General features: G+C 65.9%; 12 protein-coding genes. 8 read left to right on the forward strand and 4 right to left on the reverse strand.

Annotation, left to right across the window (positions count from 1 at the left end; all coding sequences use genetic code 11):
• Positions 1–60: 60 nt before the first annotated feature.
• Complete coding sequence (locus U5805_RS16595; RefSeq protein WP_322104576.1) at positions 61–2,565, reverse strand: heavy metal translocating P-type ATPase; 2,505 nt, start codon at positions 2,563–2,565, stop codon at positions 61–63.
• A 311-nt stretch (positions 2,566–2,876) separates the two neighbouring features.
• On the opposite strand from U5805_RS16595, the gene U5805_RS16600 reads away from it, so the two are divergent.
• Both U5805_RS16600 and U5805_RS16605 read left to right on the forward strand, forming a co-directional pair.
• Positions 2,877–4,316 carry a DUF1254 domain-containing protein gene (locus tag U5805_RS16600; RefSeq protein WP_322104577.1) on the forward strand — a complete coding sequence of 480 codons (1,440 nt, stop codon included), beginning with the start codon at positions 2,877–2,879 and terminating at the stop codon, positions 4,314–4,316.
• Positions 4,317–4,696: 380 nt separating this feature from the next.
• Positions 4,697–8,551: a DUF748 domain-containing protein gene (locus U5805_RS16605; protein WP_322104578.1), complete on the forward strand. Its 3,855-nt coding sequence runs from the start codon at positions 4,697–4,699 to the stop codon at positions 8,549–8,551.
• Between the two features lie 7 nt (positions 8,552–8,558).
• On the opposite strand, the gene U5805_RS16610 is transcribed toward U5805_RS16605, so the two are convergent.
• Positions 8,559–10,091: a PLP-dependent aminotransferase family protein gene (locus tag U5805_RS16610; protein WP_322104579.1), complete on the reverse strand. Its 1,533-nt coding sequence runs from the start codon at positions 10,089–10,091 to the stop codon at positions 8,559–8,561.
• Positions 10,092–10,266: 175 nt separating this feature from the next.
• On the opposite strand from U5805_RS16610, the gene U5805_RS16615 reads away from it, so the two are divergent.
• From U5805_RS16615 to U5805_RS16630, 4 genes are all read left to right on the forward strand, one after another.
• Positions 10,267–11,367: an ABC transporter ATP-binding protein gene (locus U5805_RS16615; protein WP_322104580.1), complete on the forward strand. Its 1,101-nt coding sequence runs from the start codon at positions 10,267–10,269 to the stop codon at positions 11,365–11,367.
• 128 nt (positions 11,368–11,495) lie between these two features.
• Positions 11,496–12,539 carry an ABC transporter substrate-binding protein gene (locus U5805_RS16620; protein WP_415914618.1) on the forward strand — a complete coding sequence of 348 codons (1,044 nt, stop codon included), beginning with the start codon at positions 11,496–11,498 and terminating at the stop codon, positions 12,537–12,539.
• 73 nt (positions 12,540–12,612) lie between these two features.
• Positions 12,613–13,902, forward strand: a complete 1,290-nt coding sequence (locus U5805_RS16625; RefSeq protein WP_322104581.1) for an ABC transporter permease — start codon at positions 12,613–12,615, stop codon at positions 13,900–13,902.
• A gap of 9 nt (positions 13,903–13,911) precedes the next feature.
• Positions 13,912–14,751 (forward strand): ABC transporter permease, encoded by an 840-nt coding sequence (locus tag U5805_RS16630; protein ID WP_322104582.1) that lies wholly within the window; start codon positions 13,912–13,914, stop codon positions 14,749–14,751.
• Between the two features lie 78 nt (positions 14,752–14,829).
• Here the strand turns inward: U5805_RS16630 and U5805_RS16635 are convergent, their stop codons facing one another.
• Positions 14,830–16,305 carry an amidase gene (locus U5805_RS16635; RefSeq protein ID WP_322104583.1) on the reverse strand — a complete coding sequence of 492 codons (1,476 nt, stop codon included), beginning with the start codon at positions 16,303–16,305 and terminating at the stop codon, positions 14,830–14,832.
• 514 nt (positions 16,306–16,819) lie between these two features.
• On the opposite strand from U5805_RS16635, the gene U5805_RS16640 reads away from it, so the two are divergent.
• Complete coding sequence (locus tag U5805_RS16640; RefSeq protein WP_322104584.1) at positions 16,820–17,422, forward strand: response regulator transcription factor; 603 nt, start codon at positions 16,820–16,822, stop codon at positions 17,420–17,422.
• A 190-nt stretch (positions 17,423–17,612) separates the two neighbouring features.
• Entirely contained in the window at positions 17,613–18,479 is an 867-nt protein-coding gene (locus U5805_RS16645) for a M48 family metallopeptidase (protein ID WP_322104585.1), read from the forward strand.
• Positions 18,480–18,740: 261 nt separating this feature from the next.
• Here the strand turns inward: U5805_RS16645 and acnA are convergent, their stop codons facing one another.
• On the reverse strand, positions 18,741–21,458 hold the full coding sequence (gene acnA, locus U5805_RS16650; RefSeq protein WP_322104586.1) for an aconitate hydratase AcnA: 2,718 nt from the start codon (positions 21,456–21,458) through the stop codon (positions 18,741–18,743).
• Positions 21,459–21,479 lie beyond the last annotated feature (21 nt).

Below are 21,479 nucleotides of genomic sequence, written 5' to 3' on the forward strand. Positions count from 1 at the left end.
CCGAAAGCAAAAACGGCGCATCGAAGCGCCGTTTGCGGATCGCGCTGGCGCGCCGCGCCGCTAGCGCCGCGCGCGCCAGCGGCGCAGCAGCAGCGCGTTCGTCACGACGCTGACGCTCGAAAACGCCATTGCCGCGCCCGCGATCATCGGATTGAGCAGCCCGAACGCCGCGAGCGGTATGCCGATCAGGTTGTAGACGAACGCCCAGAACAGGTTCTGCTGGATCTTGCGCCAGGTGCGCCGCGAGATGTCGATGGCGGCCGCGACGAGCGCCGGGTCGCCGCGCATCAGCGTGATGCCGGCGGCGTGCATGGCCACGTCGGTGCCGGTTGCCATGGCGATGCCGATATCGGCGGCGGCCAGCGCGGGCGCGTCGTTGATGCCGTCGCCGGCCATCGCCACGATGCCGCCCGTGCGGATCTTGAGGTCGCGGATCGTGCGCGCCTTGTCGTCGGGCAGCACTTGCGCATGCACTTCGTCAATGCCGAGTTGCGCCGCCACGGCCGCCGCGCTGCCCGCGTTGTCGCCGGTCACGAGCACGCTGCGCACGCCCATTGCCTTGAGGGTCGCGACGGCTTCGCGCGCCGTGGGCTTTAGCGTGTCGCCGAACGCCAGCAGCGCGAGCACGGCCCGGTCGCGGGCGTCGTCGTGCGGCGCGATCAGCCACGAAACCGTGTTGCCTCCGTTCTCCAGCGTTTGCGCGCGCGCGGCGAGCGCGGGCGGCACGGCGAGCGCGAGTTCGTCGATCCAGCGGGCGCTGCCGATGGCGAGCCGGCGGCCGTTCACTTCGGCTTCCACGCCGCGTCCGGGCACCGCGCGGGCGTGCCGGGTCTCCAGCGGCGCCGCGCGATGGGCTTCGCTTTCGTAGGCCCGCACGACGGCCTTGGCGAGCGGATGATCGCTCTGGCGCTGCACGGCGGCGGCGAGCGCGAGCGCGTCCGCGCGCGTGATGCCGTCGGCGGTGTCGAGCGCCGTGAGCGCGGGCTGGCCGAGCGTGAGCGTGCCGGTTTTGTCGAAAGCGACCACGCCCACGTCGTGCGCCGTTTCCAACGCTTCGGCGTCCTTGATGAGCACGCCGTGACGCGCGGCCACGCCGGTGCCCGCCATGATGGCGGCGGGCGTGGCGAGACCGAGCGCGCATGGGCACGCGATCACGAGCACGGCCACGGCGTCGAGAATGGCGGTTTCGGCGTTCGCGCCCGCCAGCAGCCAGCCGCCGAGCGTGACGACGGCAATTGCCAGGATCGCGGGCACGAACACGGCGCTCACGCGATCGACGAGACGCTGAATGGGCGCCTTTTCCGCCTGCGCGCTCTCGACCAGACGGATGATGCGCGCGAGCGTGGTTTCCGCGCCGATGGCCGTGGTGCGCACGGCGAGCGCGCCTTCGCCGTTGATCGAACCGGCCGTCACGGCGTCGCCGGGCGACTTCGGCACGGGCAGGCTCTCGCCCGTAATCAGCGATTCGTCGATATGGCTGCGGCCGTCGATCACCACGCCGTCCACCGGCAAGCGCTCGCCCGGACGCACCGCCACGAGCGTGCCCACGCGCACTTGCGCGAGCGGCGCGTCGCGTTCGGCGCCGGTTGCCTCGTCGCGAATGCGCGCGCGTTCCGGGCGCAGCGCGTTGAGCGCGCGAATGGCGTCGGTCGTCTGGCGCTTCGCGCGCGCTTCGAGCCACTTGCCGAAGCGCACGAGCGTGATGACGACCGCCGACGCCTCGAAGTACAGGTGCGCCATGTCGCCGGGATGCGCGGTCATCTCGTAGACGCTCACGCCCCACGCCGCCGAGGTGCCGAGCGCGACGAGCAGGTCCATGTTGCCCGCGCCCGCGCGCACGGCTTTCCACGCGGCTCGGTAAAAGCGCGCGCCGAAGCCGAACTGCACGACGCTCGCGAGCGCGAGTTGCACGAGCGCGGGCAGCATGGCGTGCGCGCCGAACCACGCGCCGATCATCGGCACGAGCAGCGGTGCGGTGAGCGCGGCCGAAATCAGCACGGCGCGCCATTCGCGGCGCGCTTCGTCGGCTTTCGACAGCGTTTGCGCGGACGTTTGCGCGGCGGCCTCGTCTGCGTCGGCGGCGAGCGGCGTGGCTTCGTAACCGGCTTTCTTCACGGCGGCCACGATCCGGTCCTGCAAATCGCCGGTCAGCGGCGCGCGCAGGTTGACGGTGGCCTGCTCGGTCGCGAGGTTCACGCTCGCGCCGGCCACGCCGGGCACGCGCGCGAGCGCCTTTTCCACGCGCATCGCGCAGGCGGCGCAGGTCATCCCGCCAATGGCGAAGGCCGTGCTCTCGGTCGCCACGGGCACGGCCTCGTAGCCCGCCTTGCCGACGGCGGCGGCGAGCGCGGCGGGCGCCACGCCTTCGACGGACTCGACGGTGGCTTTTTCGGTGGCGAGATTGACGGAGGCGCGCGTCACGCCCGGCACCCTGGCAAGCGCCTTTTCCACGCGCGTCGCGCACGCGGCGCAGGTCATGCCGCGGATTTCGAATTCGGCGACGGCGGTGTTCGTGGCGGCGCTGGCGCTTCGCGCGGCCGGATCGGCAATTAAGGGTTCGTTCATGATGGAAGTGAACGCGGGAGATATCGTTGTCAGGCAGTATCTACGTTCCCATCATGGGAAGGTCAAGAGGCCGTTTGCTTTCTTTTGCATTGCCGTTTCGGACGAATCGTTGCGTGCGAAATCTCCGCTCTATCTGTGAGGCAGAATTACTTCTGACAGACTTTTCACACGCCAGCGCGGGCGATACGATAGCATCCGCCGGCAATGGCACTTTGTCGCGCGCATCGACGACGGTCCTTGGGGGGACCCGCGCGCGACGCATGCCGGCCGACGTCTTTTCCTGGACCGCCTGCTTCGCACATCAATTACCAATGACAACAATACGTCGAGAGTTTTCCCTGTTGCGCACTTGTCTTGCGCTAACGGGTTTCGCGTTGATGGCGGGTTGCGCGTCCGCGCCCGACACCGCCGCGCCGAAGGCCAGCAACGGCTGGGTGAAAGACGAAGTATCCGATTCCTACGTGTTCGGCTATCCGCTCGTGCTGATGGACGTCACGCGCGAGGCCGCCACCGGCAACGCGCCCGGCCAGGCCGCGCCGAACACGCTGCGTCACGCGCAGTCGTTGCCGCCCGTGGGCGCGTCCAGCCCGCCGGAGCCGAACCTCGACACGCTCGCGTCCAGCGGCTGGCTCGACGTTTCGAGCGAACCCGTGATCGTCGCGCTACCCGATTCGCATGGCCGCTATCTCGACGCGCGCGCGCTCGACATGTGGACCAACGTGGTCTGGTCGACGGCCGCCGCACAGGGCGGCGAGCACGTTGCCGGCCAGAAGGCGCAAACGATTGCATTCGTGCCCGCCGGCTGGAAAGGCACGCTGCCCGCGCGCGCGAAGCGTGTGGACGTGAGCACGCGCTACGTGTGGTTCCTCGCGCGCGTGCAGACGCGGGGCGGCGCCGACCTCGCGGCCGTGCGGCGCTTGCAGCGCGGCATTCGGGTGGAGCCGCTTTCGGCGTGGGACGATCGCGGCGCGCGCTCGGCACGCGGCAACGAGCCTGGCGGCGCGACGCAGAGCGGCGATCCCGTCGCGTCCGGCACGCCCGCGGCGCAAGTCGCGGCGCTCGACGCCAACGGTTTCTTCACGCGCCTCGCGACCGCGCTCGAGGACAATCCGGGCACGTCCGACGACGCGCATGCGATCAAGATTCTCGGCGATATCGGCGTGCAGCCCGGCGATCCCGCGCAGTTGCCCTCGGGCGCGAAAGTCAAGCCGATCGTCGATGCGGGTTTCGCCGACGGCCGCGCGCGCGTCGCCACGCCGCCTTCGAATCTGCTGGCGGGCAACGGCTGGCTCTGGATCGGCGACGACGCGGGCAACTACGGCGCCGACTATGCGTTGCGCGCCTACGCGGCGTACGCTTCGCCGGGCCTGCCCACGAGCCGCGACGAAGTGCGCGCGCGCGTGAGCCAGGACAGCGACGGTCACGCGCTCAACGGCGCGAACCGCTACACGATCCACTTTGCCGCGAAGCAGTTGCCGCCCGCGCGCGCGTTCTGGTCGATCACGGCCTACACGACCGACGGCGCGCTCGACGCGGACTCGCCGGTGCGCGTGGCGTTCGGCGACCGCGCGGGCGCGCGCCGCAACCGCGACGGCTCGCTCGACGTGCAGGTGAGCGCCGAGCGCCCGCGCGGCGCGTCGAACTGGGTGCCGGTGCCGCACGGCGACTTCCGCCTCGTGCTGCGCCTGTACGCGCCGAAGCCGCAAGCCACCGACGGCTCGTGGCAGCCGCCGGCGGTCGAGCGCCGCTGATTTTTGGGCGCTTGCGAGTGCTTACGGGCGCTTGTGAGTGCTTGTGAGTGCTGACGGCGGCTTGTGGGCGCTCACGGGCGCTCACCGTCGCTGCCGCTCGCGCATCGCGTCGTGTTCTCGATCGCCATCCGTTCGCGCATCGTTCGCGCATCTTCCCGCACGCGGCGCCTGTCACCGGCGCCGCGCTCGCGCAACGTTTCCTGACTTCCTGATGCCGGTTTGACCTGCGTTCGCGATGGGCGATGCGCGCGGGCGTTTTACCGTCGTCGCGCTTGCCATCGGGCCTATACTTTCGCGTGTCGTGGACGCCGCGTCGCGCGCCGTCCGTCACCGTCCCACGTCGCGCGGCGGGCCAGTTGCCGCGTCATCCGCAAGCAAGCATGGCAAGCCTGAACAAAGCGTCGCTCAACTCTTCCCTGCAATCGGTGCGCGCCGTCGCGCGTGCGCCGCGCACCCGCCGCGTTTTCGCGGGCGTGCTCGTCTTTCTCGTCGTGTTCGGGCTGCTCGGGTTTTTCGCCGCGCCGCCGCTCATTCGCCATGTCGCCGAACAGCAGTTGAGCAAGCAGCTCGACCGGCCCGTCACGATCGGCCGCATTGGCCTGAATCCGTACACGCTTCGCCTCGAAGCCGATAACGTGCATGTCGGCGAACGCGGCGGCAACGGCAGTTTCTTCGACGTCTCGCGCGCCGTCGTGCGGGCTTCGTGGTCGTCGGTGTTTCGCGCCGCGCCTATCGTCGACGAAGTGCAGATCGACTCGCCGCGCGTGAACATCGTGCGGCTCGATGCGCAGCGCTTCAATTTCACCGATCTGATCGAAAAATTCTCGAAGCCTTCGCAGCCGTCGAGCAAGCCGACGCTGTTTTCGGTGTCGAACATTCGCGTGGAAAACGGGCAGATCACGTTCGACGACCGTCTGCTCAACGAGAAGCACGTGGTCGATCGCTGGTCGCTCGGCATTCCGTTCATTGCCACCTTGCCGTCGAAAACCGACATCTTCGTGGAGCCGCTGCTGCGCGCGCGCATCGACGGCGCGAGCACGCTCGCCATCGACGGCAAGACCAAGCCGTTCGCCGCGTCGCGCGAGTCGGAAGTGGAACTGCGCATGACCGGTCTCGACGTGCCGAAGCTGCTGAGCTATGCGCCCGCGAAGCTGCCCGTCAGCGTGACGAGCGGGCGGCTCACGACCGACCTCAAGCTCGCTTTCGTGATGACGGGCGAGAAGCCGACGCTGCGCGTCTCCGGCACGACCGATCTCGCCGACCTGCGGGCCACCGACGCCGCGCACGCGCCGCTCGTCAACGCGCGCGCCTTGCATCTGGCGGCGGCTTCGCTGGAACCGTTCAGCAACATTTATCGTTTCGACGAGATCCGGCTCGACGCGCCCACGGTCTGGCTCGCGCGCGACAGGCAAGGCGTGCTGAGCGTCGAAAAGCTCGTGGGCGCGCCCGCCGCGAGGACGGAGCGAACGGCCGCGCAGGGCGTTGCTGCCGCGCCTGCGCCGGGCGCTTCGGCGGCGGCTGCTTCCGGTTCCGCTTCCGCTCCTGTTTCCGCTTCCGCTTCCGCTTCCGCCTCGGCGGCTTCGGCTCCCGCTTCGAGCGCGCAAAACGCCGAAGCGAAACCCGCGCCGCTCGATCTTTCGATCCGCCATTTCGCGCTCGACGACGGCACACTGCACATTCACGACGAAGCGCCTTCGCGGCCGGTCGACGTCGATCTCACGCAACTGGCCGCCACGCTCGCGAATTTTTCGACGACGGCGAAAGCGCCCGCGCCTTATACGCTCGCGCTCGCTATTCGCGACGGCGGCGCGGCGAAGGTCTCGGGCGCGCTGAGTCTCGCCGCCAAAACCGCCGACGCGAACATCGCGCTGCAAGGCGTGAATCTGCCGCCCGCGCAGCCGTACATCGACAACGCCACGGCCGCGCAAATCGTCGACGGCAAACTCGATCTGAATGCCACGCTCAAGGCGAATTGGGGCGCGCAGCCGGTTGCCGTGCAGATCGGCCAGAGCACGCTCGGCCTTGCCTCGCTCAAGGTCGCGGCGCGCGGCGAGAAAACGCCGGCCATCTCGCTCGCGCAGGGCACGGTGAAACTGGACAGCATCGACCTCGCGGCGCGCAAGGTGCAGATTGCTTCCGTCGATGCGAGCGGCCTGGGCGTCAACGTGGCGCGCCAGAAAGACGGCAAGATCGACCTGCTGCGGCTGGCCGCGCCGCACGAAGCCGCGCCCGAGCGCACGGCCATTCGCAAGGCGCAGAAGTCGGTGCGGGAAGGCCCGGCCTGGCATTACGCGATCGACACGCTCAACGTGAGCAACGGCGCCGTCAATTTCACCGACAAAGCCGCGCCGCGCCCGGTCAAGCTCGCCATCGCGCCGCTCGATCTCAAGGTCCGGCAGATCAGCGACGACATGCGTCGCGCGCTGCCCATCGACCTCAAGGCCACCGTCAATCGCAAAGGCACGCTCGCGCTCGGCGGCAGCGTGAACCCGACGCCGCTCAAGGCGCAATTGAAGATCGACGCGAACCGGCTGGACGCCGCCGCGTTCGAGCCGTATTTCGGCAATCAGCTCAATGCCGTGATCGCGAGCGCGCTGCTCGACCTGAACGGGCAACTCGCGGTGGAGCAGGACAAGTCGCTCAAGGCGAACTATCGCGGCGACGCGGCGCTCGTGGACGTGCGCATGCTCGACAAGGCGACCTCCGGCCCGTTCGCGGGCTGGCGCTCGCTCGCGCTCTCGAACCTCAAGGCGAATTACGACGACGCGCGCGGCACCGACGTGGATGCGAGCCGCGTGACCTTCGCGGGTTTCTATGGCCGCGTGGTGCTCGACGCGCAAGGCAAGCTCAACCTCAAGAACGTGGTGGCGCACGAAACCGGCGAGGCGCAGTCCCTCACCCAGGGCGCGATCGCTTCCGACGCCAAACGCGGCGGCCGCGAGCCGGTGCCGCTTTCGCCGCAAGCGAACGCGCCTGCCGCCGCCGCTTCGGCCGCGGTCGCGGCTTCCGCGCCCATCGTGCAGGCCGCGCAAGCGCCGAAGCATCCGGTGCGTCTGCACTTCGGCCAGCTCGTGCTGCAAAACGGCCGCGTCAATTACACCGACAACTTCATCAAGCCCAATTACAACGCCGATCTCGTGCAGATCCAGGGCACCGTGGGCGCGTTCGGCACCGAATCGACGGCGCCCGCGCCCGTGGACGTTTCCGCGAAACTCGCCGCGAACGGGCCGATCACCATCAAGGGCAGCGTGAATCCGCTGATCGACAAGCCGTCGCTCGACCTGACGGCCACGGCGCACGACATCGAACTCACGAATCTCACGCCGTATTCGACCAAGTACGCGGGTTATCCGATCACGAAGGGCAAGCTCAACGTCGACCTGCATTATCAGCTCGCCAACGAGCAGCTCACCGCGAACAATCACATCTTCATCGACCAGCTCACATTCGGCGATCATGTCGACAACGACACGGCCACCAAGCTGCCTGTGCGTCTCGCGATTTCGCTGCTGAAGAACCGGCGCGGCGAGATCGACGTGAACGTGCCGGTGTCAGGCTCGCTCTCGAATCCCGAATTCAGTCTGGGCGGCCTGATCTGGAAGGCCGTGCTCAACCTGATCGCGAAGGCCGTGACGGCGCCGTTCTCGCTGCTCGCGAACGCGTTCGGCGGCGGCGGGGAAGAACTCGGCTACGTGGAGTTCGCGCCGGGCACGGCCACGCTCACCGATGCCGACAACGGCAAGCTCGACAAGATCGCGAAGGCGCTCGACGACAAGCCGTCGGTCAAGATCGACCTGATCGGCCGCGCCGATCCCGCCGTGGATACGTCCGCGCTGCGCGAGCAATACGTGGACGATCTCGTGCGCCAGGAAAAGGTGAAGGACACGGTGGGCAACGGCGAAAGCGTCGATACGTCGCAAGTGAAGGTCGACGCCAAGGAATACCCAAAGTATCTGACGAAAGCGTATAAGGACGCCGACTTCAAAAAGCCGCGCAACCTGATCGGCATGACCAAAACGCTGCCCGAGAACGACATGAAGCAGGCGCTCGCCGAACACGCCGCCGTGGACGAAGCCGCGTTGCGCGATCTCGCGCAGCGGCGCGCGCAAGCCGTGCAGCAGTATTTCGACGGCAAGGTGGATTCGAGCCGCGTGTTCATCGTTGCGCCGAAGCTCGACGCCAAGGGTATCGACGACAAAGGCGCGACCACGCGCGTCGATTTCGGCCTGAAATAGCGCCTCTTTAGCCCGCGCGACGCCGCTTCTGCGGCTTCGCGAACGCCTGCGTTTCGATTACCCGGGCAAGCGTCGCGAACGCGGGCGCGATCTGCTCGTGCGGCACGCACGCATAACCCGTCAGCAGTCCCTGCGGCGGCTGCCGCGTGCTGTAGTAGGCCGTGAGCGGGCGCACGATCACGCCCGCTTCGAAAGCCGCGGCGGTAATGGCGCGGTCGTCGGCGTCGGCGGGCAAACCGAGCACGAAATGCAGGCCCGCTTCGTCGCCCATGACGGGCAGCGCGTCGCCGAAATGCTGCGTCACCGCGTCGATCAATAGCTGGCGGCGCTCGCCGTAAAGCGTGCGCATGCGGCGCACGTGCGAGGTGAGATAGCCGTCCATGATGAATTCGGCGAGCACGGCTTGCTGCATCAACTGGCCCTCGCGATACAACTCCGCCACGCCGGTGCGGAAGGTGGCCGCGAGCCGCTCGGGCACGACCATGTAGCCGATGCGCAAGCCCGGAAACAGCAGCTTGCCGAGACTGCCCACGTAAATCACGCGGCCCGAGTCGTCGAGCCCTTGCAGCGAGGCGAGCGGCCGGCTGCCGTAGCGGAACTCGCTGTCGTAGTCGTCCTCGATGATCCACACCTTGTGCTGGCGCGCGAATTCGAGCAGCGTGCGGCGGCGCGCGAGACTCATCACCATGCCGAGCGGATATTGATGCGACGGCGTGACGAGCGCCATGCGCGGCGGCTCGCGCAAATCGGCTTCGCGCGGATTCAGCCCTTCCTCGTCGACGGGAATGGGCGCGAGCGTCAACCCCGACGACTGCAATACGCTGCGCGCGCCCCAATAGCACGGCTCCTCGACCCACGCGCGGTCGCCCACATCGGCGAGCAGGCGCACGGCCAGGTCGATCGACTGGTGAATGCCGGTCGTGATGATGATCTGATCCGGCGTGCAACGCACCGAGCGCGCCACGCGCAAATAGTCCGAAAGCGCGCGCCGCAGCGGCCGGTAGCCGCCGCCGGGCGCATACGTGAGCAGGCCGTGATTCGCCGATTTCCACAGACGCGATTGCAGGCGGCTCCAGGTGCGCGCCGGAAATTCGGCCACGTCGGGCACGCCCGGCATGAACGCGCCCCACTGTTTCGCGGAAACGCCCGCTTCGTCGATCAGGCGCTGGCCGCGCTTCGACATGTCGCCGCGCGGGCAGGTCGCGCGCACTTCGGCGTCGGGCGCGGCGCCGGGCGCGCTTTCCGCGTTCGCGGGCGGGTTCACGGCGGCGCTGTCCGGGCGCGTGTCGGCCACGTAGGTGCCGCTGCCCGTGGTCGAGATCACGTAGCCTTCGGCGCTCAGTTGATCGTACACGTGCAGCACCGTGTTGCGCGCCACGCCCAGGTCGCCCGCGAGCGTGCGCGAGCTGGGCAGTTTCGTGCCGGGCGCGAGCCGGCCGGTGAGGATGGCTTGCTGCATGAGTTGCAGAAGCTGGCGGTAAGCCGGTTCGGCGCTGCGTTTGTCGAGTTGCGCCGCGAGCCAGTCGGACAGGATCACCATGGCCTAAGTGGTTCCATCGGGAATAATGAAATGGCTCCATGGAATAGAGCCTAACCCATCTATAGTAATTCGCACGTTAGCTCCGGTTAATGCCTTTGTCGGGCATTTTTAACTGGACCCAAAAAACGCGGTTTGCCGCAGGCAAACATCTGAGGAATAAGGAAGGAGACCGGCGATGAAAACCTCGGACGTGATCGTCAGCTTTCGCGGCGTGCGCAAGACGTACGACGGCGAAACGCTCGTCGTCAAGCAACTCGACCTCGATATTTACCAGGGCGAGTTTCTGACGCTGCTCGGGCCGTCCGGGTCAGGGAAAACCACGTGTCTGATGATGCTCGCGGGTTTCGAGTTTCCTACCGGAGGCGAGATTCGCCTCGAAGGCAAGCTGCTTAACAACGTGCCGCCGCATAAGCGCGACATCGGCATGGTGTTTCAGAACTACGCGCTGTTTCCGCATCTCACCGTCGAGCAGAACGTGGCGTATCCGCTCGGCGTGCGCAAGGTGCCCGCGGCGGAGCGCGCGCAACGCGTGAACGACGCGCTCAAGATGGTGCGCATGGAAGGGTTCGCGAAGCGTTATCCGGCACAGCTTTCGGGCGGCCAGCAGCAGCGCATTGCGTTGGCGCGCGCGCTCGTGTTCGAGCCCAAGCTCGTGTTGATGGACGAGCCGCTCGGCGCGCTCGACAAGCAGCTTCGCGAGCACATGCAGTACGAACTGAAGTCGCTGCACGAAAAGCTGGGCGTGACGTTCGTGTACGTGACGCACGACCAGGGCGAGGCGCTCACGATGTCGGACCGCGTGGCCGTGTTCGACAAGGGCATCGTGCAGCAGCTCGACAGCGTGGACCGGCTGTACGAGTCGCCGTGCAACGAGTTCGTGGCCAACTTCATCGGCGACAGCAACCGGCTGCGCGGCACCATCGCCGCCGTGGACGGTGAGTTCTGCGAAATACATCTTGCCGACGGCACGCGCCTCAAGGGCCGCAACGTCGCGGGCGCGCAGGCCGGAGCAAGCGCCGTGGCGTGCATCCGGCCCGAGCGCATGAAGCTCGCGGCGCACGGCGCGCAGCGCAACGGCGCAACCGCCAACGCGCTGGCGGGCGAGGCGCGCGGCCTGATCTATTTCGGCGACCACGTGCGCATGCGCTGCGGTTTGCCTCAGCAAGACGAGTGCTTCGTGAAAGTGCCGCTCGGCACGCAGGCGCTCGACCAGTTCGCGCCCGGCCAGCCGGTCGCGCTCGAGTTCGCGCCGGAACATCTGCGCGTGTTCGCGTGAAGCGCGCGGGCGCGGCGCACGCCATGCGCCTCGCACGACGCCTCGACGACCGGGCCGCGATCGCATTAAAGCGTTCCGGCGATTCAGCGGCCCGGCATGACAAGCCACCAAGGAGAAGGGACTCAACCATGAAGCAGATCGGCAACATGCGCGTTGCAGCAGTCGCGGCCGCGCTCGCACTTTCGTTCGGCGTGGCGCACGCCGCGGAGCTGACCGTCGTGAACTTCGGCGGCGCGAACGGCAATGCGCAAAAGGCGGCGTTCAACGAGCCGTTCCAGTCGCAAACGGGCAACAAGATCACCGCTGTCGAATACAACGGCGAACAGGCCAAGGTGAAAGCCATGGTCGAAGCGAAGCACGTGAACTGGGACGTGGTGGAAGTCGAAACCGGCGATATCGCGCGCGGCTGCGACGAAGGTCTCTACGAGAAGCTCGACTGGGCCAAACTCGGCAACAAGAGCGACTTCATGAAGGCCGCGCAGCAGCCGTGCGGCGCTGGCTTTTTCGTGTGGTCCACGGCGCTCGCCTATAACGCCGACAAGCTCAAGAGCGCGCCCACGGGCTGGGCCGACTTCTGGGACACGAAGAAATTCCCGGGCAAGCGCGGCATGCGCAAGGGCGCGCAATACAACCTCGAATTCGCGCTGATGGCCGACGGCGTGGCGCCGCAAGACGTCTACAAGGTGCTGTCGACGAAGGCCGGCCAGGATCGCGCGTTCAAGAAGCTCGACGAATTGAAGCCGAACATCCAATGGTGGGAAGCGGGCGCGCAGCCGCCGCAGTTCCTCGTGGCCGGCGACGTGGTGATGTCCACGGCGTTCAACGGCCGTATCGACGCTGCGCAGCGCGAGGGCAAGAACCTCAAGGTGGTGTGGAACGGCAGCATCTACGACCTCGACTACTGGGCGATTCCGAAGGGCGCGCCGAACAAGGCGCTTGCGGAGCAGTACATCGCGTACACGCTTTCGCAGAAGCCGCAGCAGGACTACGCGCAGCACATCGCCTACGGGCCGGTTAACGCGAACGCGATCAAGTCGCTCGACGCGAAGACGCTCGGGAATTTGCCCAACTCGCCGGCCAACGGCAAGAACGCGGTGCAGCAGAACCTCACGTTCTGGACCGATCACGGCGACGAACTGGAGCAGCGGTTCGCTTCGTGGGCGGCGAAGTAAGTCCGCAGCGTGTCGTGCGGAGCCGGCGTTTTTGCGCCGGCTCCCGTTTCACACCGGAAGGGTGTAGCCAACCATGACCACGATGACCACCGCGACCAACCTGGCGAGCACGACTGCGCGCGAGGAAACCGCACGCCTCAAGCGCGAATTGCGCATGGCGCAGGCGAAAAAGCGCACGATGGCGCTCCTGCTGATCGCGCCGCTTGCGATCTTTCTGTTGCTGATTTTCGTGGTGCCGATCGCGGCGCTGCTCACGCGCGCCGTGCAGAACCCCGAAGTCGCGACGGCGCTGCCGCACACCGTCGCCGCGTTGCGCGGCTGGGACCGCAAGAGCGCGCCGCCCGACGCTGCGTATGCGGCGCTCGCGCAAGACCTCGCGGCGGTGCAGGACGGCGACGCCATGGGCGCGCTCGCGCGCCGCCTGAACGTGGAAATCGCCGGCTATCGCTCGCTGGTGGCCAAGACCGCGCGCGCGATGCCGCTCGCCGACGACGACGGCAAGCCGCTCGCGCTCACACCCGCGCAAACCCGCGCAAAGCTCGCGGAACTCGATGCGCGCTGGGACGACGTGACGTACTGGCAAGCCATCGCGAAGAATAGCGCGCGCTACTCGCCGTTCTATTTGCTTGCTTCGCTCGATCATCGGCAGGATGCGTTCGGGCATATCGTGCAGTCCGACCCCGATCAGCAGATTTATCTGGACGTGTTCGGGCGTACGTTCGTCATCAGCGTGTTCGTGACGTTGTTTGCGCTGCTGCTCGGCTATCCGCTCGCGTACTGGATTTCGACGCTTTCCGAGCGCCGCGCGAATCTCGTCATGATCCTCGTGCTGATTCCGTTCTGGACCTCCATTCTCGTGCGCGTGGCCGCGTGGATCGTGATCCTGCAAGGCGAAGGTCTCGTCAACAGGGCGTTGATGGGCAGCGGGCTCGTTTCGCATCCGCTCGCGCTGCTGTTCAACCGCGTGGGCGTCTATATTTCGATGACGCACATTCTGCTGCCGTTCATGGTGCTGCCGCTCTACAGCGTGATGAAGTCGATCCCGCCCACGTATCAGCGCGCGGCCGTTTCGCTCGGCAGTCATCCGTTCGCGGCGTTCTGGCGCGTGTACGTGCCGCAAACGTATCCCGGCGTGGGCGCGGGCGTGCTGCTCGTGTTCATTCTCTCGATCGGCTACTACATAACGCCCGCGCTGCTCGGCGGTCCCGGCGATCAAATGGTGAGCTATTACGTGGCGTATTTCACGAACGTGTCGATCAACTGGGGCATGGCGTGTTCGCTGGGCGCGTTGCTGCTTGCGGCAACCACGGTGCTGTATTTCGTTTATGGGCGCTTCACGCGCACGCAACTGAGTCTGGGCTAAGGAGCGCTCATGAAATTCGCGAAACCGCTCTTTGCGCCGCATACGTCGGCGGTCGAACGCGTGTGGTATTTCGTGCTGCGCGCGCTTGTCGTGCTCACCCTGCTGTATCTGATCCTGCCCGTGCTCGCGATCGTGCCGCTGTCGTTTTCGTCGAGCACGTTCCTCGTGTATCCCATTCCCGGCTGGTCCCTGCGCTGGTACGAAAATCTCGTGATGTCGGACGAATGGCGTATGGCGGCGAAGAACAGCTTTATCGTCGGCCCGGCGGCGACCGTGGTGGCCACGGTGCTCGGCACGCTCGCGGCCATCGGCATCACCAAGGCCGATTTTCGCGGCAAGGCGCTGCTCATGGCCGTGCTGATCTCGCCGATGATCGTGCCCGTGGTGGTCGTGGGCGTGGGCATGTATCTGTTCTTCGCGCCGCTCGGTCTCGCCAACACGTATCTCGGGCTGATTCTCGCGCACGCGGCGCTGGGCGTGCCGTTCGTCGTCACGACGGTGGCCGCCACGCTGCAAGGCTTCAATTACAATCTCGTGCGCGCGAGCTTGTCGTTGGGCGCGAATCCGGTCACGACGTTCTTCCGCATCACCTTGCCCGTCATCGCGCCGGGCGTGATTTCGGGCGCGCTGTTCGCGTTCGCGACCTCGTTCGACGAAGTGGTCGTCACGCTCTTTCTCGCGGGCGCCGATCAAACCACGCTGCCGCGCCAGATGTTCACCGGCATCCGCGAAAACATCAGCCCGACCATTGCCGCGCTCGCGACGATTCTCATCGTGTTTTCGACCTGTTTGCTGCTCGCGCTCGAATGGCTGCGCGGCCGCAACGCGGCGCGCGCCGTGAAGGCATGAGGCGGCGCGCGCGGTTTTCGTCGACGTGAAAAGAGCGGCGCCGCAGCGCTGCTTTTTTTTCGATGCCCGTAGCGCCCGTCAGGCGGCAAGCGCTGGCGGCACGCGCCGCTCGACCCATTGCGTTGCCTGATCGTACGCATGAGCGAGTTGCAGCACGGCAAGGTCGGCGTGCGGCTTGCCGATCACCTGCAAACCCATGGGCAAGCCTTGCGCGTTGAACCCGGCCGGCACGCTGATAACGGGCAGGCCGGCCAGGCTCGCGCCGATCACGACCTCCATCCAGCGGTGATAGGTGTCCATCGCGCGGCCCGCGATGGACCTGGGCCAAGATTCGCGCGCGTCGAACGCAAAGAGTTGCGCGCTCGGCAGCGCGAGATAGTCGTAGTGCTCGAACAGCGCGAGCAATGCGTTGTACCACTGGCTGCGCGTGACGGATGCGTTCCACACGTCCTCGCCCGAAAGCTTCAGACCGCCTTCCACTTCCCACTGCGCCTCGGGTTTGAGCCGCGCGCGCTTTTCTGCGTCGCGATAGAGCGCCCCGAGCGTGCCTGCGCACGAAAAGTGGCGCAAGGTGAGCCACGTTTGCCAGACGCGCTCCAGGGCGAAGCCGGGGTGCGCGGCATCCACTTCGCAGCCGATCGATTCGAACGATTTCAGCGCCGATTCGCACAGCGCGAGCACGCCGTCTTCCATCGGCAGATAACCGTCGTAATTGCCGAGCCAACCGATGCGCGTGCCGCCGAAATCGCGCGCGAGCGAGCCCGCGAACTGCGCGGGATCTTCGGCGATGGAAAGCGGCGCGCGCGCGTCGAAGCCGGCCTGAGTCGAGAGCAGCATGGCGACGTCGGCGACGCTGCGGCCCATCGGCCCCGCATAGCCGAGCTGGTGGAAGAACAAGTCGTGCGCGGGCACCGAAGGCACGCGGCCCTGCGACGGACGAAAGCCGAACACGTTGTTCCAGCCCGCCGGGTTGCGCAGCGACCCCATCATGTCGCTGCCGTCCGCGACGGGCAGCATGCGCAGCGCGAGCGCCACGGCCGCGCCGCCGCTGCTGCCGCCCGCGCTGCGCGTGGGATCGTAGGCGTTGAGCGTGGTGCCGAACACCGTGTTGTAAGTGTGCGAACCGAGCCCGAATTCGGGCGTATTCGTCTTGCCGATGAAGATCGCGCCGTGCGCCCGCATGCGCGCGGCCATGAGCGCGTCGGCGGCCGGTATTTCGTTGCGAAAGAGCGGAGAGCCTTGCGTGGAGGCGATGCCGGCCGTCGCGGTGAGATCCTTCGGCGCTTGCGGCAGGCCGTGCATCCAGCCGAGATAGTCGCCGCGCGCGAGTTGGGCGTCGCGCTCGCCGGCTTCGGCAAGCAGCGCGGCGCGCTCGCGCAACGAAACAATGGCGTTGGCGGCGGGATTCACGCGCTCGATATGGTCGAGGAACGCGCTCATCACTTCGCGGCAGGAAATCTTGCGCAGGCGAATCCATTGCGAAAGCTGAAGCGCGTCGGCCATCACGAGATCGCGCGGCGTGGACGGAGCGGGGAATGACGAAGCCTGGTTCATGCGTGACTCTCGTTATCGGATGAGACGGGGAGGCGGTCATTGTCGCCTGGGCGGCGTGACAGCAACAGGAAACGGCTGGTTGTCTCGTGGACGAATGGTTGCCTCGTGCGTAGGCCATTTAATTCGTATTCCGAAGCGACCGAGCGACATAGGTGCCATGCGCGACGTGCGCGACATACGCGACATAGGTGCCATGTGCGACATAGGTGCCATGTGCGACATGCGCGGCACGGCATCGCGCGCGGACACGGGACGATTCGCGCCGTCTCGTAATGCATCGGGAATATGCCACTTTCGTTGACGATTCGCCGACATTGCATGCAACGAACTTGCGCCGCGTCCGACGGTGTGGGCGGCGCGGCGCGGCACGCCCGCGCTGTTCCGGGGCTCGATCGTGTCTGGCATGGCTCGGGGCGTTTCAGAACTTTCCTATACAAAAATGGCGAAGTGTCAGTCAGTCTGTGAGATTCCCGCCGAAGGGTCAAATAAAAGTCACACCGCCATGGAATACAAAATGAAGCGCATCGTAGTCATCGATGATCATCCCATCGTCCTGAAGATGCTCGCCAACGTGCTGAACACGGAATACGAACTGGTGGGCGAGTGCGGCGACGGCGAAGAGGGTTTGCGTCTCGTTAATGAGTTGCGGCCCGATCTCGTGATCCTCGATCTCGAATTGCCGAAGCTGGACGGCCTTTCCGTCATTCGCGGCATTCGCTCGAAGCAGCCCGAGGCGCGCATTCTCGTGCTTTCGGCCAAGCCCGAGCTGGTCATGGCCAATCACACGCGTGTTGCCGGGGCGAACGGCTACGTCAACAAGAATCGCGGCGTGGAAGAACTGTGCGGCGTCGTCAAGGCGGTGTTGCTCGGCTACGACTGCTTCCCGGCGGGCAGTTGCGGCGGCGGCCGCGACGTCGCGCTCAACGGCCTCTCGCCGCGCGAGGTCGAAGTGCTGCAATATCTCGCGCGCGGCATGAGCAACAAGGGCATCGCGGCGCGTCTCGGCCTTTCGGACAAGACCGTGAGCACGTACAAGACGCGCGTGCTCGACAAGCTCGGCGTTTCGTCGCTGGCGGCGCTGATCGAATTCGCGACGTTGAACAAGCTCATCGAATAAGGCGTTCCGGACGCCGGACAGGCGGCGTGGGTCATTACCCTCGTCGCGAATACTCATCCCAAAAAAGCGGGCCGTTTCGTTCCGAACGGCTCGCTGCCGGCAGCGGGGCCGCTGTAGCATGTCGTCGCATCGCTCTCAGGCCGTTAATTAAAACGCATAACGCGGTTCTTTCGATCACACGGGGTAAGCCATGAAAAGCAGCATCAACAAGCTAAGGACAGCGAAGGAAAAGATCTATGCGCCGATCATGTTGATCGTCGGCGTATTGCTCTGGATTGCCGCCGTGAAGTATGTCGCGGCCAAATGGAGCGCGCCGAAGGAGGGCGCGATACTGAAGGTCTATGTGGCTTACGCGGTGCTGGCGTTACTTTTCGTGTTCTTTTCCGGCCTGGCGTATCGGGCGCGCGCATTCGGCAATATGGTGCTTCTCGGGCCGTCACAATTCCCGGCGCTGCATGCGATGGTCGTGGAGGGCGCGCGCGACATCGGCCTTGAAACCACCCCTACGACTTTTCTGTACAACTCGCAGGGGCGTTTCAACGCGTTCGCGCGGCGCGTGTTGGGCGGCCGATATGTGTTCCTGACGTCCGCGCTCGTGGAGGCGGCCAGCGACGAGCAAGTACGTTTCGTGATCGGTCACGAACTCGGCCATCATGCGGCGGGGCATTTGAACCCGTGGCTGAACTTCGTGAAATTGCCCGCGAAACTGGTGCCTTTTCTCGGCAGCGCCTATTCGCGGTCCCGCGAATATACGTGCGACAACGTGGGTGCGTATCTCGCCAAAGACTTCCACGCGTCGCGCAGCGCGCTGCAATTGCTCGGTTGCGGTTGCGGCCGTCTGAATGCTTCGATGAATTGCGAGGCGTTCATGGCGCAAGAACAGCAGGTGCCGCCGGTGTTCGGTTTTCTGACCGAGATTTCCAGTTCGCACCCGCGCCTCACGCGCCGGGTCGCGGCCATTCGCGCGGGTGTGGAAGGCGCGGGCCAACGCGAGACGTGCGCCGCGCGAACCTTGCCTGTCGACGACTTCGAGCCGCGATTTCACAATGCGCCTTAGAGGGGTGGTTTCGCGCGGTCGAATGGAATCGTGATTCCTCAAGCCCTCAAGGGCCCACGATGACTGCCGCCATCCGCCGCGCGCTCCGGGTTACTGTTGTTCTGCGGCCGTATGTCGATGCGAATTCGACGTGTCTCACGCCGTAAAGCCACTCCCCGAACCCGCCAAAAAGCGCCGGCAAAAAACCAAAAAAAAGCCCGACTTTCGTCGGGCTCGAAGTGTAACCGCACCCGTTGCCGGGCGCGGCACCTGCAAAACCGCTTACGCCGCAAGCAGCGAGCGCAGCACGAACGGCAGAATCCCGCCGTGCTTGTAGTAGTCCACTTCGATAGGCGTGTCGATGCGCAGCAGCACTTGCACGCGCTCGTCCTTGCCGTCCTTGCGGTGGATCACGAGCGTCAGGTCTTGCTGCGGCTTGAAGTCGTCGGTCAGACCTTCGATATCAAACGTCTCTTCGCCGGTCAGGCCGAGCGACTGAACGCTGTCCGAGCCCTTGAACTGCAACGGCAGCACGCCCATGCCCACGAGGTTCGAGCGGTGGATACGCTCGAAGCTGCGTGCCACCACGGCCTTCACGCCCAGCAGTTGCGTGCCCTTCGCGGCCCAGTCGCGCGACGAACCCGTGCCATACTCCTCGCCCGCGAACACCATGGTCGGCGTGCCGGCGTCGATGTACTTCATGGCGGCGTCGTAAATCGAGAGCTGTTCGCCGCTCGGCTGGTGAATCGTCAGGCCGCCTTCCACGCGCGTGCCGTCGGCCTTCGCCGGGATCATCAGGTTCTTGATCCGCACGTTCGCGAAGGTGCCGCGCATCATCACGTCGTGGTTGCCGCGCCGCGAGCCGTAGCTGTTGAAGTCGGCCTTCTGCACGCCGTTGTCCTTGAGCCACTTGCCCGCGGGCGAGTCTTCCTTGATCGAGCCGGCCGGGCTGATATGGTCGGTCGTGACCGAGTCACCGAAAATACCCAGTGCGCGCGCGCCCTTGATTTCCGGCACGTCCGACGAAGGCGTCATCGAAAAATCGCTGCCGAAGAACGGCGGCTCGGCGATGTACGTCGACTTCGGCCAGTCGTAGACCTGACCTTCCTCGCCTTCGATCTTGCTCCAGAGGTCGCCCTTCTTCGTGAGGTGACTGTAGTTTTGCTGGAACGCCTGCGGGTCCAGCGCGAACTTGAGCAGCGCGTTGACTTCGTCGCTCGTCGGCCAGATGTCGCCGAGATAGACGTCGCGGCCGCCCTTGCCCTTGCCGACCGGTTCCGTCATCAGGTCGCGCGTGATGTTGCCCGCGATCGCGTAAGCGACGACCAGCGGCGGCGAGGCGAGGAAGTTCGCGCGAATATTGGGGTGAATGCGCGCTTCGAAGTTGCGGTTGCCCGAGAGGACCGCCGCCGCGACCACGTCGTTCTTGACGATCGACTCGTTCAGTTCGGCCGTCAGATCGCCCGCGTTGCCGATACAGGTCGTGCAGCCGTAAGCCGCGAGTTCGAAGCCGAGCTTCGAGAGGTACGGCAGCAAGCCCGTTTTCGTCAGGTATTCGGTGACGATGCGCGACCCCGGCGCGAGCGAAGTCTTGATGTGCGGCGCGACCGTCAGGCCCGCTTCCACGGCCTTCTTCGCGAGCAGGCCGGCGGCCAGCAGCACGCTCGGGTTCGACGTGTTCGTACACGACGTGATGGCGGCGATCAGCACGTCGCCGTTGTGCAGCTTGACCTTGTCGCCCGCGGCGTATTCGGCCGTGAGGTCGGCGGGCTTCTTGTTGAAGCCGTTTTCCGCGACCGGCTTCGAGAACAGGTCCGTGAAGGTCGACTTCACGTTGCCGATTTCGATGCGGTCTTGCGGGCGCTTCGGACCGGCCAGCGAGGGCGCGACCGTGCCGAGGTCGAGGACGAGCGTTTTCGTGTAGTCGATCTCGCCGGCCTTCGGCACGCCGAAGAGTTCCTGCGCCTTGAAGTAGTTCGCGAAGGCGTCGATTTCGGCTTGCGTGCGGCCCGTGCCCTTGAAGTAGTCGATGGTTTTTTCGTCGACGGGGAAGAAGCCCATGGTCGCGCCGTATTCCGGCGCCATGTTGCCGATGGTCGCGCGGTCGGGCACGCCGATCGACTCCGTGCCTTCGCCGAAGAACTCCACGAACTTGCCGACCACCTTCTCCTTGCGCAGCATTTCCGTGATCGTGAGCACGAGGTCGGTGGCCGTGCAGCCTTCGCGCAGCTTGCCCTTCAGCTCCACGCCCACCACGTCCGGCGTGAGGAAGTACACCGGCTGGCCGAGCATGCCCGCTTCGGCTTCGATGCCGCCCACGCCCCAGCCCACCACGCCGATGCCGTTGATCATCGTGGTGTGCGAGTCGGTGCCCACGAGCGTGTCCGGGTAGTAGACCGTATCGCCGCCTTCCGTCTTTTTGTGTACGCCGCGCGCGAGATATTCGAGGTTCACCTGGTGAACGATGCCGATGCCGGGCGGCACGACCTTGAACGTGTCGAACGCCTGCATGCCCCACTTCATGAACTGGTAGCGCTCGTTGTTGCGCTGGAATTCCAGCTTCATGTTGAGGTCGAGCGCGTCTTTCTGGCGGAAGTAGTCGATCTGCACCGAGTGGTCGACCACGAGGTCCACGGGCACCAGCGGCTCGATGACCTTCGGGTCCTTGCCGACCTGCTTCGCGACGCCGCGCATCGCGGCGATGTCGGCGAGCAGCGGCACGCCGGTGAAGTCCTGTAGCACGACGCGGGCCACGACGAACGGGATTTCGTCGACGCGCGCCGCCGTGGGCTTCCAGTTCGCGAGTTGCTCGATATGCTCTTCCGCGATCTTCTTGCCGTCGTAGTTGCGCAGCACGGACTCGAGCACGAGACGGATCGAGACCGGCAGGCGATCGATCTTCACGCCAAGCTGCTTGCCGAGTTGCGGCAGCGAATAGAACTTGCCTTTGCCGGAACCGCTGTCGAATTCCTTTAGCGTTTTGTGGAGATTGTGAGCCATGGTGTTTTCCTTCGTTTAATC

The sequence above is a fragment of the Paraburkholderia sp. J41 genome, assembly GCF_905220235.1.
In the GTDB taxonomy this organism is placed as follows: Bacteria; Pseudomonadota; Gammaproteobacteria; order Burkholderiales; family Burkholderiaceae; genus Paraburkholderia.

What these genes read in the sequence shown, in the direction of transcription:
- U5805_RS16595 (WP_322104576.1), bottom strand. Translation starts at nt 2,565, where the DNA reads ATGAACGAACCCTTAATTGCCGATCCGGCCGCGCGAAGCGCCAGCGCC.
- U5805_RS16600 (WP_322104577.1), top strand. Translation starts at nt 2,877, where the DNA reads ATGACAACAATACGTCGAGAGTTTTCCCTGTTGCGCACTTGTCTTGCG.
- U5805_RS16605 (WP_322104578.1), top strand. Translation starts at nt 4,697, where the DNA reads ATGGCAAGCCTGAACAAAGCGTCGCTCAACTCTTCCCTGCAATCGGTG.
- U5805_RS16610 (WP_322104579.1), bottom strand. Translation starts at nt 10,091, where the DNA reads ATGGTGATCCTGTCCGACTGGCTCGCGGCGCAACTCGACAAACGCAGC.
- U5805_RS16615 (WP_322104580.1), top strand. Translation starts at nt 10,267, where the DNA reads ATGAAAACCTCGGACGTGATCGTCAGCTTTCGCGGCGTGCGCAAGACG.
- U5805_RS16620 (WP_415914618.1), top strand. Translation starts at nt 11,496, where the DNA reads ATGAAGCAGATCGGCAACATGCGCGTTGCAGCAGTCGCGGCCGCGCTC.
- U5805_RS16625 (WP_322104581.1), top strand. Translation starts at nt 12,613, where the DNA reads ATGACCACGATGACCACCGCGACCAACCTGGCGAGCACGACTGCGCGC.
- U5805_RS16630 (WP_322104582.1), top strand. Translation starts at nt 13,912, where the DNA reads ATGAAATTCGCGAAACCGCTCTTTGCGCCGCATACGTCGGCGGTCGAA.
- U5805_RS16635 (WP_322104583.1), bottom strand. Translation starts at nt 16,305, where the DNA reads ATGAACCAGGCTTCGTCATTCCCCGCTCCGTCCACGCCGCGCGATCTC.
- U5805_RS16640 (WP_322104584.1), top strand. Translation starts at nt 16,820, where the DNA reads ATGAAGCGCATCGTAGTCATCGATGATCATCCCATCGTCCTGAAGATG.
- U5805_RS16645 (WP_322104585.1), top strand. Translation starts at nt 17,613, where the DNA reads ATGAAAAGCAGCATCAACAAGCTAAGGACAGCGAAGGAAAAGATCTAT.
- acnA (WP_322104586.1), bottom strand. Translation starts at nt 21,458, where the DNA reads ATGGCTCACAATCTCCACAAAACGCTAAAGGAATTCGACAGCGGTTCC.